The sequence below is a fragment of the Amycolatopsis sp. NPDC006131 genome, from assembly GCF_040614175.1.
Classification (GTDB): domain Bacteria; phylum Actinomycetota; class Actinomycetes; order Mycobacteriales; family Pseudonocardiaceae; genus Amycolatopsis_E; species Amycolatopsis_E tucumanensis.
In genome coordinates this window covers 1-15,371 of sequence record NZ_JBEXTX010000151.1, presented here as the reverse complement: position 1 = coordinate 15,371, position 15,371 = coordinate 1, and the positions used below count along the sequence as shown (strand labels likewise).

Here is a 15,371-nt window from a genome sequence, read left to right as displayed (position 1 = left end):
GGTCATCCCGTCGCCTTCCGGTTTGTGCATATCACCTTGAGCCAGGGCCGCAAGGTTGGCATGTTCGGCTGCCGGTTGGCGGCCTGGGTTGCGGCCCTGGCTCAAGGTGATCGTCCAGTGTCAGGCGACGGGATGACCACCCAGCTCGGGTTTTGTTCAAAGATCAACTGCTGCGCAGTGCGCGTCGCAGTAGTTTGCCCGACACTGTTTTCGGCAGTTCCTCCAGGAACTCCACCTGGCGTGGGTACTTGTACGCCGCCATGCGTTCCCTGCAAAACGAAATCAATTCGTCCGCCGTGACCGCAAATCCGGGCCGCAGGCTGACGAACGCCTTGACCGTCTCGCCCCGGTACTCGTCCGGGGCGCCGACCACCGCGGCTTCCCGCACGGCTTCGTGTTCGTACAGCACGTCTTCGACCTCGCGCGGCCACACCTTGTACCCGCCCGCGTTGATCTGGTCCTTCTTCCGGTCCACCACGTAGAACCAGCCCTGGGCGTCCATGTACCCGACGTCGCCGGTGTGCAGGCGTCCGCCGGGAAGCGCCTTCTCCGTCTCCGCCGGCTTCTCCCAGTACCCGGCCACCACCTGCGGCCCGGACGTCACCAGCTCGCCCACCTCGCCTGCGGGCAGCTCCCGGCCGTCCTCGTCGACGACCCGCACCACCGTGTCGTACACCGGCACCCCGACCGACAACGCGCCGGAAGCGGGGTCCACCGGCGCTTCCACCCCGAACGGGACCGCGTGCGACGGCGACGTCGTCTCCGTCAGGCCGTAGCAGTTGTGGACGTAGGTGCCGAACATCGCCTGGAAGGCCTTCACCGTGCTCGGCGGGATCGGCGCCCCGCCCGAGTAGATCTTCCGCAGCGAAGCCAGCGCTTCCCGATCGACGTCGGGCACGTTCATCAACGCGATGAACACCGTGATCGACCCGACGGTGAACGTCGCCCGCTCCGCGTGCACCGTCTCCACCGTGCGCGCCGCGTCGAAGCGGTGCATCAACACCAGCGGTGCGCCGACCAGCAGGGCCACCGCGATGTGCCCGATCAGCCCGGTGATGTGGAACAGCGGCGCCACCCCGAGGATCACGTCGTCCGCGCCCAACCCCACCCAGTCCCGGTAGGTCTGGGCGTTGAAGACGACGTTGCGGTGCGTCGTCATGGCGCCCTTCGGCGGGCCCGTCGTGCCCGAGGTGTACGTCAGGAACGCGATGTCGTCCGGTCCGAGCGTCACCGGCGGCGGCGTCACACCCCGGAACCGCGCCAGCATCCCCGCCAGGTCAACGGTTCCCGGGCACTCCACCGGCGAACCGGGCTCCGCGCGGTACTCCAGTTCGGACGTCGTCAGCACCGTCCGCACCGCGGTCCCCGGCACCACCTCCGCCGCCACCTCGTGCCACAGCGACTGCAACGTCACCAGCACCGTCGCGCCCGAATCGGCCAGCAGCTGCCCCAGTTCGCGTCCGCGGTTCATCGGGTTGACCGACACCGCGATGCCGCCCGCCTTCCACGTGCCGACCTGTGCGATCACGAACTGCGGCACGTTCTGCGCGTAGATCGCGACCCGCTCGCCGGGACGGAACCCGGCGTCGGTGATGCCCGCGGCGAACGCATCGGTCAGCTCGTCCAGCTCGCGCAGTGTGATGCGGCCGCCGAAGTACCGCAGGATGTCCGCGTCCGGATCCCGCGCCACGGACGCCCGGAACATGGCCAGCGCGCTCTCGTGCTCGACGGTGATCCCCGCCGGCTGCCCCGGCGCGTACCGCGCCAGCCACGGCCTGTCGTCGTAGACGCTCATCACCGGCGATGATCCGCCGCGGCCGGTGCGGGCGTCAACAGGTCAGCGGTGGCGCCGGTCGTCCCGGTCGTAGTGGCGGTCGCGGTCGTGCCCGTAGTCGTAGTCGTACTCGTAGTGGCGCTCGTAGTCGCGCCAGTCCGGGATTTCGTAGTGCGGCACGGAGTACTGGGGCACCGAGTACCGCGGCTGCGGCGCTTGCTGCCGGGTCTGCTTCGGAGCCGCCTGCTGCGTCGTCTTCTTCGTCGCCGGCGCGGTGGCCTTCGGCGTCGACGTCTGCGGCGCGGCCTGCTTCGTCGCGGCGATCGGCAGGATGCCGGTGAACTGGCCCGCGGGCGGCACGGCGTCATCGGCGTCGTCCTGCCCTGCGACGGTCGGCTCCTGCGGCGCGGCGTGCCCGCCTGCCAGGCTGACCGGCTCGGCCGTCCCACCCGGCCCGGCGATCCACCCGCCGACCAGCATCGCGCCGGCCAGCGTCAGCCCGGCGCTCGCGGTCGCCAGGATCAGCGGCCGGTTGCGCCGCTCCTTGGCTGGCTGCGCGTCAGCGTCCTCGTTGACCGGCACGATCAGCGGCTCGGCCGGCTCGTCCGGCTCCGCGTCACCGACGCAGGCCTCGAACACGATCGTCTGCGCGGCCTTGACCGCAGCGACGACCTCCGCGGCAGGCGGGACCGGGGCGGCAGGGGGAGCCGGGGCGACGGGCGTGGTCGCGAGCGCGGCGGGCGTCTGCTCACCGGTCATCGAGCCGGGCGCCGTGGTCCGGCCGGCGCCGCCTTCGTCGGAGCCGCGCAGCGTGGCGCCGACCGTGCCTGCCGAACCGAACGAACCGGTGCCGAACACCCGCATCCCGGCGGTGCTCGCCACCGGTGGGCGCTCCAGGCGGCGCGGGGACTTCGAGTCGAGCACGGAGATGGCGGCGACCATGGTCGGCATCGTCATCTCGGCGGGAGAAGGCGCGGGGACACGGCTGTGACGCCGGCGAACCGGGCGATCACTGCGCGCGAGCAGTTCGGCGACCGTCGTCGCCCCGCTTCCGGTTCCCAGGCTGTGGGCACCTGTCGTCACAGGGCGTACCTTTCTCGTCACTCGTCCAGGTCGTTCCGCGTCGAGCCGTCGCGCTTTTTATCGGCCCGGGGGCCAAGATCGGTACCCCGGTGTGACACAGGTCGCTTCAGCGCGCGAGAACAACCCACCCAGGGGTGAAAGGGCACCACACACCGGCGTCGCGCGCAAGCCCGGCCCCTTGCGGATCTCTGTGGCAGTGTGGGCCCGTGGGCGCGCGCATCCGATCCCGGCTGACCGACTGGACCGTCCTCGCCCCGCTGGTCGCCGTCGTCGCGCTGGTGCTGAGCTGGGGCCGCGAACTCCCGTTGCCGCTCGTCATCGTGGTCGCGCTGTGCCTGGCGGCGGCCGTGCTCGCCGCGGTCCACCACGCGGAGGTCGTGGCTCACCGGATCGGGGAACCGTTCGGGTCGCTCGTGCTGGCCGTCGCCGTCACGGTGATCGAAGTCGCCTTGATTGTCACTCTGATGGCTGACGGTGGGGCGAAGAGCGCCACGTTGGCACGCGACACCGTGTTCGCCGCCGTGATGATCACCTGCAACGGCATCCTCGGCGTGTCCCTGTTGGTCGGCGCGCTGCGGCACCGGGTCGCCGTGTTCAACGCGGAGGGCGCAGGCGCGGCGCTCGCGACCGTCGCGACGCTGGCCACGCTGAGCCTGGTCCTGCCGACCTTCACCACCAGCCGCCCCGGCCCGGAGTTCTCCCCGGCCCAGCTGGCGTTCGCGGGCGTGGCGTCGCTCGTGCTGTACGGCCTGTTCGTCGCGATGCAGACCTACCGGCACCGCGACTACTTCCTGCCGGTCAAGCAGGGCGCCGACGAACACGCCGAGCCGCCCAGTTCCGGCGCCGCCTGGTTCAGCCTGGCGTTCCTGCTGGTCGCGCTGGTGGCTGTGGTCGGCGACGCGAAGGTGGTGTCCCCGGCGATCGAGGCCGGGGTGGACAACGCCGGCCTCCCGCACGCGGTGGTCGGCGTGGTGATCGCCCTGCTGGTGCTGCTCCCGGAGACCCTCGCCGCGGTGCGGGCCGCCCTGCGCGACCGCATCCAGACCAGCCTCAACCTGGCGCTCGGCTCGGCGATGGCGAGCATCGGCCTCACCATCCCGGCGATCGCGCTCGCTTCGATCTGGCTGCCCGGCACGCTGGTGCTCGGCCTCGGCAGCACCCACCTGGTGCTGCTCGCGCTCACCGTGGTGACCGGCGTGCTGACCGTCGTGCCCGGCCGCGCCACACCCCTGCAGGGCGGCGTCCACCTCGCCCTGCTCGCGAGCTTCATCTTCCTGGCCGTCAACCCTTGACCGGAGCGCCGGGTGCCGCCGGGCGCTCGGCACTGGCCGCCGCCAGCTCGGTGCGGTTGGTGACGCCGAGCTTGGCGTAGATGTGCGACAGGTGCGTCTTGACCGTGCTGCGGCTCATGAACAGCCGGGTCGCGATCTGCGGGTTGTTCAGCCCTTGCACGGCCAGGCGCACCACGCTCTCCTCGGTGGGCGTCAGGCTGGCCCAGCCGCTCGACGGCCGCCCGCGCTTCCCGCGCGCGCGGCGGGCGTAGTCGATGGCCTCGCGCAGCTCCATCGCCTTCCCGGCCACCGGCCCGTGCGGCAGGCCCATGTCCCGCTTCGCGCGTTCGCACGCCTGCCGCAGCGGCTCGTCGGCGAGTGCTTCCAGGCTGCTGACGCAGTTGAGCCACAGCCCGTGCCCCAGGCGGATGGCGAGTGCTTCGTGGTGCAGGTCCTCGGAATCGGACAGGAACGCGGACTGCTCCAGCGCGTCGGCGATCACCTTCGGCATCCCGGCCTGCCGGGCGGCGGTGAGGGCGCGCTCGCACACTTCCGCCGCCTCTTCCGGGTTCCCGCTGAGCCGCAGCGCCTCGGCGAGCCCGACGAGCGCGGCCGGAGTGCCGTCGCGCCGGAACCAGTCAGCTGCCTCGGCCGGTTCACCGGACCACAGGTGCAGGCAGCCCTTCGCCCTGGCCAGGCCCGGCACGAACGGCGGTGACTTGGCGCCGTAGACCAGCCGGACCATCGGATCGAGCGCGGCCCGCGCCGCGTCGAGGTTCCCGGCGGTCCCTTCGACCAGCGCGAAGACGCTCGTCGCGGACCCGATGCGGTGGTAGTCCTCCAGCGGCCGCGCCATGCGCACAGCCTCGGCTGCGAGTTCCCTGGCCTGCGCCACCTGCCCGGTGTAGAGCGCGCTCGCGGCGTGGAACGACAACGCGGTCGACGCGACCCCGCGGTCCCGTCGGCTGGTCAGGCCGGACACCGCGGTTTCCAGCAGCGGCATGGCGGTCGCGTGGTCGTCGCGGAGGTGGGCGATGATGCCCAGCAACGCGGTCGCGCCGTCGCGCACGAAGCCGTTTTCGTCGGCACGGGCCCGTTCGGCGAGCTTGGCCGCGGTGTCGAAGTCCCTGGCCAGTTCGCCGAGCGCGCTGAGGAGCGTGGCCATTCCGTCGTCGGGGACGATCTCCAGCGCGGTCCGGGCGGCGTCGTTGTCCAGCCCGGTGGTGTCGGCGACGAGGGCGAGCCCGGTCAGCAGCCGGGCCTGCAGCTCGGTGCCGTCCGGGCCGCGGTCGATGGCCCGGCGCAGCAACGCGATGCCCTCGTGGCCGCGGCCGTTGAGGTGCCACAGCCATGCGAGCCCGGCGGCCAGCCGCCGTCCGCGGTCCGGGTCGTCCGCGGCGAGGCCGTGCTCGATGGCGGCGCGCAGGTTCTCCTGGTCCGGGCCCACCGCCGCGCGCCACGCGTCCTTGTCGGTGTCGAGCAGCGGCGCGGCTGCCTCGACGATCGCGCCGAACGTGTCCAGGTGCCGGTCGCGGACGTCGTCGGCTTCACCTGCGGCGGCCAGCTTGGCGACGGCGTACTGGCGGATCGTCTCCAGCATCCGGTACCGCGTGGTGGGTCCGGCGGTGTCGGCGATGACGAGCGACTTGTCGACCAGCCTGCCGAGGCCGGTGAGGACTTCCATCCGCGGCCCGCACACGCCGGCGGCCGCGTCGAGCGTGAAGCCGCCGGAGAAGACGCCGAGGCGGCGGAAGAGGACGCGGTCGGGTTCGTCGAGCAGGTCGTGGCTCCACGCCATGGAGGCCGCGAGCGTCTGGTGCCGGGCCGCCACCCCGCGTGGTCCGCGGACCAGCAGGGCGAACCGGTCGTCGAGGCCGTCGAGGATCTCGGCGACGGTGAGGGTGCCGGACCAGGCCGCGGCCAGCTCGATCGCCAGGGGGATCCCGTCCAGCCGGGCGCACAGGGTGGTGGTCGCGCCGGTGTCCGGGACGCCCGACCGGGCCGTGAAGAGCGCGGCGGCGTCCGCGGCGTTGAGCGAGGGCACGCGCCAGACGCGCTCGCCGGGCACCCCCAGCGGTTCGCGGCTGGTGGCGAGGACGGTCACGTTGGGGCAGGTGGTGATCACTTCGAGGGCGGCGTCCGCGGCGGCGGCGAGGACGTGCTCGCAGTTGTCGAGGCAGAGCAGCATCCGACGGTCGCCGATCTGGCGGGCCAGGGAGCCGTGGTCCGGGGTGAGCAGGGTGCCGGTGGCCGCGGCGAGGAGTTCCGGCACGACGGTGGGGTCGTTGGTGGCGGTGAGGTCGGCCCAGCGCACGTCGTCGTGGGTGCCGGCCACCTGGAGGGCCAGGCGCGTCTTGCCGCACCCGCCCGGCCCGGCGACGGTGACGAGGCGGTTGGCGGCGAGCTCCGCGGCGAGCGCCCGCAGCTCCTCGGAGCGCCCGACGAAGGGCGTGAGCTGCGGGGGCGGGGTGGCTGACATCGCGGATCAGTGTGCCACCCCGGATGGTGGCCAGGTGGCCGATATTTCCGGCTCGTTCGACCGGCAGGGTCATGGGTGTCCGGTTCACGAGACGGAGGAGAACGAAGATGAGCAAGGTCATCGCCAACATGTCCATGTCCCTCGACGGTTTCATCGCCGACCCCGGCGATGGCATCGACCTGCTGTTCGGGTGGATGGGCAACGGCGAGGTGGAGGTCCCGACCGCCGTGGAGTGGGCGACGTTCCGCATGTCGCCGGCGAGCGCGGACTACATGAAGGCGGCGATGGCGCGGGTCGGAGCCCTCATCGCGGGCCGCCACCTGTACGACATCACCCACGGCTGGGGAGGCAAGCACCCGATGGGGGTTCCGGTGGTGGTGGTCTCGCACTCGACGCCCGCGGAGGTCCCGGAGGGCTTCACGTTCGTGTCCAGCGTCGAGGAAGCGGTGCGGGTGGCGTCCGACCTGGCGGGTTCGAAGGATGTGGTGATCGCGAGCGCGAAGATCGCGCAGCAGGCCCTGGACGCGGGCCTGCTGGACGCCATCAACGTGGACCAGGTGCCGGTGCTGCTCGGCGAGGGGGTCCGCTGGTTCGAGAACCTGGCAAAGGTCCCGGTGCGCCTGAGCAACCCCACGGTGGTGGAGGGCAATGGGGTGACGCACCTGGCGTACGAGGTGGTGCGCTAGCGGGAGTTGTTGCATAACAGCCCACCAGACGACGCGGGCACGTGCGTCGGTGGGCTGTTAAACAGACTCGTTGGCCGGCGGGGCTTTCGGGACTGCGGTCATCGGCACTGCCTGGGACTGCTCACCAGGCGCGCCAGTCGCCAGCGAGCTGTGTGCCCCCGGCAGGATTCGAACCTGCGACACCCGCTTTATGGGGGAACGTCTGTTGTCGTTGCTGGTCAGCTGCCGATAGGGTACGTGATCTGGCCTGATCGCTTCTGCAAATCAGGATCGCTCGCCCTCGGATGAGGTCATTTGCCGTCGATTGGCGAGGGTAAAGCGTGGGAGGCAGGGGCGTGCAGGCGCTAGCCGAACCAGGTCACGTTGAGCACGTCAACCCGGTCCTGATCCTCAAGGACGAGGTAGGTGAGGAAGCCGTGGCCGTCGGGGAAGTCGAGGTGTCGCATCCACCCGTCGGGCTCGGCTGCGTTGTAGGGCCGGCCGTTCCACGGAGTCAGTTCGAGAACGCTCATCGCCTCGGCGATCATCGGCAGTGCCTCGTCGGGCAGGGCACGGATCTGGTCACGGACGCGCGAGTCTGTCACGATGCGGTAGGCCACGTGTCGGTCAGACGCCCAGCTCAGTCCGGAACTGGCTCCAGTCGACCGCGTCGTCGGGCAACTGCCCGGTACGTCGTGCCTGCTTCGCCTGCGCCAGCATCCTGCGGTGGCCGGCGGGGTCAGCCTGGGTCATCTGCGCGATGCGCCGCCAGCTCGCCAGCGTGTCCTGCAGGGCCTCAAGGCTCAAGGTCTCCGAGGCCAGCTTGAGGGCCTGCTGGTACGCCGCATCGAAGTTGCCGACCTCCTCGGGCAGCAACGCAGCCCGAATCTCCCGGGGCGAGTCGAACCGCCCCCGGTCGGGAGTCGGGCCGTGGTTCGCGGCAGTGGCAGTCACCTACATAGGATACCTGCCACGGCGAGACGTTGAGGCGGAGCGGATCACGACCTGCGAGAAAGACCCCCTTCTGAGGTATGGTCTGAGCGTTCCCGCAGGTCGGTCAAGATCGTTTGTCGTGATCACGCGCTGTCTCGACAGGTTGGCGAACAGCCAGAGTGAGATCCCGGAAGAATGTCGTAATAGTTGGCGAGCCGCCGTTCAAAGGACGTGCCTGCTTTTCCTCGCTCGATCTTGCCAGGGATGATTCTTATGAGTCAGACTCCTCTGGGGGGTGACCGTGCGCGTTCAAGATCTTGCGCAACCGATTCTCCCAGCCGGAAGAATGGACAACACGATCGTAACCGCCGGTATTCAGGTTGAGTAACTCTCCCCGGCTGCGTGTGCTGAGAGATCCCCAGTCTTCGTACATGACATATGCGGCGTTGCCGTACCGAATGTTCTCGAAAACCACGAGATCATCCCGGAACTTGAACCCGAGATACCTCGAAAAACCGCTAGTTCCCACGATAACCGTGCTAACTCCAAGTGTGCGAATCGTGTCGATTCTTTCTTTGACCAGGGTAGCTTCGCGCGAATCCGCCCTTACGCGGAGCTTGCGAAGCACCGCATTGCTGTCCCGATCCCACTCGCCGACCGGTAGGAATTCCCATGTGACGTGTTGGCCACTCATCCATTGGGCGAGTGTGCGATCGGTCGGCAAAATATTGACTGAGCCTACGTTTTCCTGGAGTAGCGACAGGGTGAAGATCAATTCGCGGTCGTTGAAATCTTCTTTTTCGAATACGCGATCCACAGTGAACCCGACGAGTATTTCGTCATCGTCTTGCTCTTCGATTGCAATTTCTATAGGAAGTTGTTGACCGTAGAGCGTCTCTCGCTGCCACACTTCCCGAATTTGTGTGATGGAATGGCTTCCCTTGCCCCAATCGCCGAAGTTTGGTACTTCCATTGTGAAGATCTTCGAGATCTTCGGAAGATCCTTTCGGGGGATCGTTCGGCCAATCTGGTTCCAGCGAGAGTATCTTCCCTGTTCTTTGGGGGGAACAACCGCCGATGGTGCTGAGACGCGACCATCCGTGTCAGCTGCGATGCCGAGATTGCTCCACTTTGGCGATGATAATTCGTCCTTGCGTATCCGGCGAGCGGTGCCGACCAGAAAGGTGCTCTCGTGGTGGTCGCTGATCGCCTTTCGGATGTTGTCTGGAACTTTGCGGAAGCTTCTTCTAGCCATGCTTGTGCGCGTCCTCCCAGTCGGATTTATTAGCTATCGCCGGGGGTGCCTGCTTCGTTACGCTAAACGGTGCTTGGTGGTCATCCCGTCGCCTGATGGCGTCTCGATCACGCCGTGCTGGGGCCGCAACCTGCGTGCTCAACCGCCGGCCGAGCTTGCCAACCTTGCGGCCCCGGCGCGGCGTGATAGCCATCAGATCAGGCGACGGGATGACCACCAAGCGCCCACCCTGCCAGCGCAACCTGGCCTGCATCCCGGTAATCCCGGAGCCTGCCTGCCCGGCGAGGGCATCTTTGTTCTTCCTCTTGCGGCGGCTGCGGGGCCGCCCGGCCTCCGTCGAACCGCCACGCGGGACCGGCGCCAGCCGCATGCCCGCGTCTGGCGGTTCGACAGGATGAGGGCCGGGTCAGCGGCCCCGCAGGGGCCGCCTTGAACAAGTAAGGAAACTTTGAACACGTGAGCTCAAGCCCCTGGCGGCCGCGGCGAGGTTCAGGAGATGATCTGCGGGTGACTGCTTGGGCCACGATCTTGCAGGTTGACCAGTGGGGATTGCGCCTGAGCGGGGGTGCGTCGGCCTCTGAGCTTGCGAGGACTGAGCGCGCCTTGGGCATAGGGCTGCCGCCGCACCTGCGAGAGTTTCTGGCCTTCGCGAACGGGTTTGAGGACTTGAGGGGCCAGTGGCGGCACGCGTGGTCGTGCAAGGTAATCGTTTCCGACAACCTGAGAGCCTGGCAGATGGAGATGCTTGCCGCGAACTTTGATCGGCTTCGGTGATGACGGCGCGAGCACGTGCTTCTGCGTGCACACCGACCTCGAAAACCTGGAGGTTGTTCGGTGGTCCTGGATCGCGCAGGAGGAGAAGAGACCTTTACCGACATGCCCACGTTCTGGCAACGCTGGTACGCCGATTCGCGGCCGTGACGGTCTAGCCGAAGGTGGGGTCGCTCCGCACCGTGAAGGGACCTTGCGCCGTCGTCGGGCTCAATGCCCCGGCTCCGTTCGCGCCCTATCCAGGATGGGTGACGAAGGTGCCGCGGCCGAAGACCACAGTCACCAGCCCTTCGTCCCGCAGAGCCTTGATCGCCCTGGCAGCCGTCGCCTTCGCGACGCCGTAGATCTCGGCCAACTCCGGACCGCCGGGCAGCTTCGCGCCTGCTGGTAGAGCGCCGCTTTCGATGTCATGGCGGATGTCGTTCGCGATCTGCGCCCAGACGTACTCCGGCCCGTGGTGGTCGATCCGGCCGGAACGGTCTCCCCATGACATGCCGTAACGCTATGCACCAGCAAGAGCCCGCATCCTCATAGCGGTACCTGTGGGTTCCTATAGGTACCTAGGGCGCGCTACTCTCGTTCCAGTCGCGGCCAGTCGTTCTCGGTCGCGGACTGACGAAGACGAGATCCACGGGGGACCTATGACCTTCTATGAGGAACTGGAGCCAGACAAGCCGGGCATGCTCTACCAGAAGATGGCCGACCACCTCGCCCAACGCATCAAGCGCGGGGACCTACCGCCGGACACGCGACTGCCTGCGGAACGCCGGCTCGCACAGGAGTACGGCGTCTCGTTGGGCACAGCTCGCCACGCCACCGAGCTGCTCCGTTCCAAGGGGCTTGTGATCACGGTGCCATGCAAGGGGACCTACGTGGCTGGGGCCGGGCGATCTTCCGAACCGTCCGCGGCTCGGTCAACTCTTCTCGCCTTCCGCCCGTAACCTGGACCCGGATCACACGACGGGAGGCTTGATGACGGACACCGCGCCAGCGTTCACCGCCGATTCCACTCGCGCCGTGCTCGACACTGCTTGTCGTGACGCGGGCCTGGACCCGAAGGGCGCAACGCTGATGCGATTGGGCGAGAACGCCCTCTACAAGCTCGCCTCAGCCCCCATCGTGGTGCGGATCGCGCGGACCATGGACTACTGGCCGAACGTGGAAAAGGAGGTCGCGGTAGCACGCTGGCTCGCCGACCAGGGGTTCGCCTCAGGTCGCCTGTCGAGGCCAGCCGATCAACCGCGCGCGGCAGGCGGCCACCCGGTCACGTTCTGGGAGTTCATCCCCGGCGAGGTCGCGATGCCGGACGACGTCGCGCTTCTTGGCCGCGAGCTTCGGGAACTTCACCGGCTGCCGTCTCCTACGACGTTCACGCTGCCACGCACAGACATCCTCGCTCGGATCCGGCCGCGAGTTGCCTCCTCACCCGTCTCGGACGACGACAAACAGTTGCTGCTGGAGCGGTGTGAGGAGCTGGAGAACGAGGTTGCGCGGCTGAGTTTCCCGCTGGACGAGTGCGCAATCCATGGCGACGCTCACATCAAGAACCTGATGATCACCGATTCCGGGCCGCTGCTCATCGACTTCGAGAACTTCTCCTGGGGCCAGCCGGAGTGGGATCTCTCGATGACCGCGACCGAGTACGTCACCGCTGGGTGGTGGACAGACAAGCAGTACCGCGACTTCAGCCGCTCCTACGGCTACGACATCCGAGACTGGGAAGGATTCGCGACCCTTCGCGCCACCCACGAGATCAAGATGACGACGTGGATCATGCAGAACGTCGACCACTCGCCCGAGATCAAGGCGGAGTTCGAAACGCGCATGCGCACCATCCGCACCGGCGAGGCGACCGCTCACTGGCGGCCGTTCTGAACTCCGATCACGCCGCGGCTGGCGGGATGGCGAGCTTCGGGTACCGCGTCCGCAACAGGCCGGTGAAGTTCTGAGTCAGCTCCCGGTCAGCTTTGAGCGCGTGAAGGGCCTTGCAGAAGTCAGAGAGGTATCGCAAGTACCGCATGGACTGCAAGCCGTCTGCGAGCTCAACCGCCTCGGTCGCGAGCGCAACGGCCTCGTGAGGCTCACCGTTGGCGAGAGAGCCTGCAGCGGAGACCATCTGTATGAACGCACGGGTGCGCGGCGGAGTCAGGACCGGATCGATCGCCTGAGCCGTGAAGAGCTTCGTCCTGTTGCCGTCACCGAGGTCTCTGAAGCAGTGCGACGCTTCTCCGGCCAACTCCAGCGCGTCGAAATAGTTGATCCAGTCCGGTTCGCGGGACGGGTCGCGAGTCTCGAAAGCTTGTTCGGCACGGTGCAGCGCGGCAGCGGTCCCGCGTTTGTCGCCGAGACTCGCTAGCGCTCGCGCCTCCATAGCCAAGAACATCGAGGAAACCGCGCTGGTCGCTCTGCCGAGCGTCGCGCTCTGGGCCGCCCTGGCAAAGCTGACAGCATCATTGAACCGGCCCAGGTAGTTCGCCTGGTGCGACAGGCTGGACAACATACGCGCACCCAGCATGTGATCGTCGGCTTCGCGCGCGAGCTTGAGTCCCTGGGTGAAGTACCGCATGGCGACACCGTGCCGGCCCGCATCGTAGGCGCTCCAGCCGAGCAACTGTGCGACCTCTGCTGCGGCGCTGAAGATCTCGCGTCGAACGGGCTCCGGGTGGTGCTTGCGCAGGAGCGGCACGACCTGATCGCGGAAGAACTGGATGAGCATGCGCCGGGTGTGGCCGCCGCCGAACTGGAAGTCCATGTCCATCAGGTGCGCCGTCGTCCGGCGGATGCGCTCGGCGGCTGCGGCCCCACGCAACGGCCCCTCATCCCCGGGGGTGAGCACAACGGGCGCAGAGAACATGTACCCCGTGATGATCTGGGGAGCGACGTCCTCGCGCCATGTCGCGTTGACGACTCGCCGCCGGTCGCTGAGATCCGCATCGGTGAGCTGACGCAGCAGATCGACGGCTTGAGCTGGTTCGGCCTGGTACGCCAACCCGTCGTTTACAAGGGCGTCGTCCTCGGACGCGTCCGCCGCCCCCAGCCCGATGTCTTCCAGGCTCACAGGGCGGCCGAGTTTCGCCGACAGCACCTGCGCGATGACGCGAGGCTTGGGGTCCCTCGGCACCATGCCGTCAAGCCACTTGCGGACGTCGTTGTGGTCGGCGCGCAGTGGCTCCTTCCAGGCGGTTGTCGCCTCGACGATGCGACGGGCAAGCCCCTTGTTGCTCATGCCCGCTTCCTGCATCACTGCTGCTAGACGCCGGTTTGGCTCCCTCTTCCCTGCCGCCATCGTCACCTCCCTGCGACCAGTGAAGCACAAAGAGTTGCGCCTGGTCGCACCCTTGCGCACCTCTCTGCGCTCAAGTGCTCCCCCTTGTGCTCCCGTGCTCCCCCTGTGCTCGCTGCCGTGCTCCCAGCAATCGCCGGTTTCATTTGAGCCATGAAGAACACCGGTCGGACAGAACGGGACCAGGCAGCGGATTCAGCCAGGACGAGGAGGCAGACGCAGCAGGACGCATCCGCACCACCTGAAGAACAACTCCGGCGGATCGCGGCTCGCCTCCGCGCGCTCAACGCCGAACTCGACGAGGTGCGTCAGCGAGTGCTGAACCTGGAGGCGGCCAAGCGCCGAGCGAGCGTCAGCCGGACTGCTCTTCCAGCCGCTCAAGACGCTGAGCCAGGTCGGCCACGGTTGCGTTCAGGGCGTCGATCTGCCGGTGGATGGCAGCGAGGGGGTCGTCATGCAACTCGCCGGGCTGGGTCACGAAGTAGCCGAGGCCGGCAGTGACTTCGGCGTAGCCATCCTCGGCGAGCTGAGTCAGGGCCTTCTGAGCCGTCATCGGCGAAACGCCACGATCGCGAGCAAGTGCGCGCACCGAGGGCAGCTTCTCCCCCGGCTTCAACTCGCCAGCGTCGATCTTGGCCGCGATGGACGCAGCCACTGCCTGGTAGGGGTGCCCCGTCACCTGCTGCGGCTGCTTCATGCATCAACTGTACCGAGACGCCATATGACGCGCTAGTTCACCCGAACGGACCATAGCACTGTCCTAGCACTGTGCTACCTTGGTTCTAGTACGACATATAACGTCACAAGACAGGAGTGGATAGATGAGGAACATCCCCGTGAACCTCGGCGGCTACCGGCTCCGGATCGCCGAGGCCCCGACGATGAAGACACGGAAGGACAAGGACGGCCGCGAGGAGGTCGTCACGGTGGACGGCGTGACCCGCTATGTCGTGTCGCTGTTCGCGAAGTCGGACGGCGCGAAGGGCGAGGAGATCCGGGTGACCCTGGAGACCGACCCCGGCGAGGGGTTCGAGGAGGGTCAGCTGGTCGAGCTGATCGACGCCCGGGTGTCGCCGTACTCCTTCCGCAACGACCGGGGCGAGACGGTTTCGGGCATGGCGTTCGCCGCCATGGGTCTCAAGCCCGCCGCCTGATCGGACCGCGTGTCCGGGTAGCCCTTCCTATTCCTGGTTAGCCGCCCGTTCGAGTCGGGCAAGGGCACTTATCTGCTGTTTGAGAATTACACAGTGGGCCGATCCATGCCAAAATTCGCGCCTTTTGTGGTGGCGCGCCTTGACTCCCGGGATCTACTCCGGGGGTCTTGGGGTTCTACCACAACACTGATTGGGGTACCGAAAATGCGTAACCGAGACTGGATTGACGGTGATTCCTGGCACAGCGACGGCGAGTGCCCGGGCGGGCTGTCCACCTTCGACCCCAACGGACCGCAGCGGAATGCCTGAGGGGAGGAAGGTCATGAGCTTGGAGGTCGATGCGGACCGGATCACGAGCACGGTGACCGAGCATCACGCGGTCAACGGGCCGGAAGGCTGGCTGGTCACCTGGCTCCCCGGACGAAAGTTCGATCGGAACGCGGCAATTACCGCGATGCTGCTGGTTGAGATCTACGTGATTGACCCGCCGCCGAAGAATCCGATGTGGAAACTCGCGGAAAATTGGGAACGGGAGATCTCCGTAAATCGCCAGCACGACTGGCACGGGTAACAACGCAAGGAGGGGAAGAAAGTTGGTAAGCGAGATTCAAAACATCATCGCAGCGGCGACCGCGGCCTACGAGAAGTTCGCGGCAAGTCGACCGGACCAGGAAACGCGGGTGACGGTAGGTAACGCGGTGCG

Annotated in this window: 15 protein-coding genes; 6 read left to right on the top strand and 9 right to left on the bottom strand. The window is 67.5% G+C overall.

What is annotated here, in order from left to right; genetic code table 11:
* Positions 1–163 precede the first annotated feature (163 nt).
* A complete protein-coding gene (locus ABZ215_RS40140; protein WP_354955906.1) occupies positions 164–1,795 on the bottom strand; it encodes an AMP-binding protein in 1,632 nt (543 codons plus the stop codon).
* Between the two features lie 42 nt (positions 1,796–1,837).
* Complete coding sequence (locus ABZ215_RS40135) at positions 1,838–2,731, bottom strand: hypothetical protein (RefSeq protein WP_354955904.1); 894 nt, start codon at positions 2,729–2,731, stop codon at positions 1,838–1,840.
* 332 nt (positions 2,732–3,063) lie between these two features.
* Here ABZ215_RS40135 and ABZ215_RS40130 point away from each other — a divergent pair, with 332 nt between their 5' ends.
* A complete protein-coding gene (locus ABZ215_RS40130) occupies positions 3,064–4,149 on the top strand; it encodes an ionic transporter y4hA (protein ID WP_020421620.1) in 1,086 nt (361 codons plus the stop codon).
* Here the strand turns inward: ABZ215_RS40130 and ABZ215_RS40125 are convergent.
* Positions 4,139–6,607, bottom strand: a complete 2,469-nt coding sequence (locus ABZ215_RS40125) for a LuxR C-terminal-related transcriptional regulator (protein ID WP_354955902.1) — start codon at positions 6,605–6,607, stop codon at positions 4,139–4,141. The two genes, ABZ215_RS40130 and ABZ215_RS40125, sit on opposite strands and share 11 nt — an antisense overlap.
* Positions 6,608–6,714: 107 nt before the next feature.
* Here ABZ215_RS40125 and ABZ215_RS40120 point away from each other — a divergent pair, with 107 nt between their 5' ends.
* A complete protein-coding gene (locus tag ABZ215_RS40120) occupies positions 6,715–7,293 on the top strand; it encodes a dihydrofolate reductase family protein (RefSeq protein WP_020421618.1) in 579 nt (192 codons plus the stop codon).
* 344 nt (positions 7,294–7,637) lie between these two features.
* Here the strand turns inward: ABZ215_RS40120 and ABZ215_RS40115 are convergent, their stop codons facing one another.
* From ABZ215_RS40115 to ABZ215_RS40100, 4 genes are all read right to left on the bottom strand, one after another.
* Positions 7,638–7,892, bottom strand: a complete 255-nt coding sequence (locus tag ABZ215_RS40115) for a hypothetical protein (protein WP_354955900.1) — start codon at positions 7,890–7,892, stop codon at positions 7,638–7,640.
* A 7-nt stretch (positions 7,893–7,899) separates the two neighbouring features.
* Positions 7,900–8,226, bottom strand: a complete 327-nt coding sequence (locus ABZ215_RS40110) for a DUF6247 family protein (protein WP_354955898.1) — start codon at positions 8,224–8,226, stop codon at positions 7,900–7,902.
* 250 nt (positions 8,227–8,476) lie between these two features.
* The gene (locus tag ABZ215_RS40105) at positions 8,477–9,460 is read right to left on the bottom strand and encodes a hypothetical protein (protein ID WP_354955896.1); all 984 of its coding nucleotides are present in this window, start codon (positions 9,458–9,460) and stop codon (positions 8,477–8,479) included.
* A 1,006-nt stretch (positions 9,461–10,466) separates the two neighbouring features.
* Positions 10,467–10,724, bottom strand: coding sequence for a winged helix-turn-helix domain-containing protein (locus tag ABZ215_RS40100; RefSeq protein WP_020416515.1), 258 nt, complete (start codon positions 10,722–10,724; stop codon positions 10,467–10,469).
* Between the two features lie 148 nt (positions 10,725–10,872).
* Between ABZ215_RS40100 and ABZ215_RS40095 the strand changes: the two genes are divergently transcribed.
* Both ABZ215_RS40095 and ABZ215_RS40090 read left to right on the top strand, forming a co-directional pair.
* Positions 10,873–11,172, top strand: a complete 300-nt coding sequence (locus tag ABZ215_RS40095) for a winged helix-turn-helix domain-containing protein (protein WP_354955894.1) — start codon at positions 10,873–10,875, stop codon at positions 11,170–11,172.
* A gap of 31 nt (positions 11,173–11,203) precedes the next feature.
* Complete coding sequence (locus ABZ215_RS40090) at positions 11,204–12,106, top strand: aminoglycoside phosphotransferase family protein (RefSeq protein ID WP_354955892.1); 903 nt, start codon at positions 11,204–11,206, stop codon at positions 12,104–12,106.
* Positions 12,107–12,113: 7 nt separating this feature from the next.
* Here ABZ215_RS40090 and ABZ215_RS40085 read toward each other — a convergent pair whose 3' ends face one another.
* Entirely contained in the window at positions 12,114–13,457 is a 1,344-nt protein-coding gene (locus ABZ215_RS40085) for a hypothetical protein (protein WP_354955890.1), read from the bottom strand.
* A 409-nt stretch (positions 13,458–13,866) separates the two neighbouring features.
* Complete coding sequence (locus ABZ215_RS40080; RefSeq protein WP_354955888.1) at positions 13,867–14,211, bottom strand: winged helix-turn-helix domain-containing protein; 345 nt, start codon at positions 14,209–14,211, stop codon at positions 13,867–13,869.
* A gap of 124 nt (positions 14,212–14,335) precedes the next feature.
* On the opposite strand from ABZ215_RS40080, the gene ABZ215_RS40075 reads away from it, so the two are divergent.
* Positions 14,336–14,668, top strand: coding sequence for a hypothetical protein (locus tag ABZ215_RS40075; protein WP_237338232.1), 333 nt, complete (start codon positions 14,336–14,338; stop codon positions 14,666–14,668).
* Between the two features lie 322 nt (positions 14,669–14,990).
* The gene (locus ABZ215_RS40070) at positions 14,991–15,239 is read left to right on the top strand and encodes a hypothetical protein (protein WP_020416509.1); all 249 of its coding nucleotides are present in this window, start codon (positions 14,991–14,993) and stop codon (positions 15,237–15,239) included.
* Positions 15,240–15,371 lie beyond the last annotated feature (132 nt).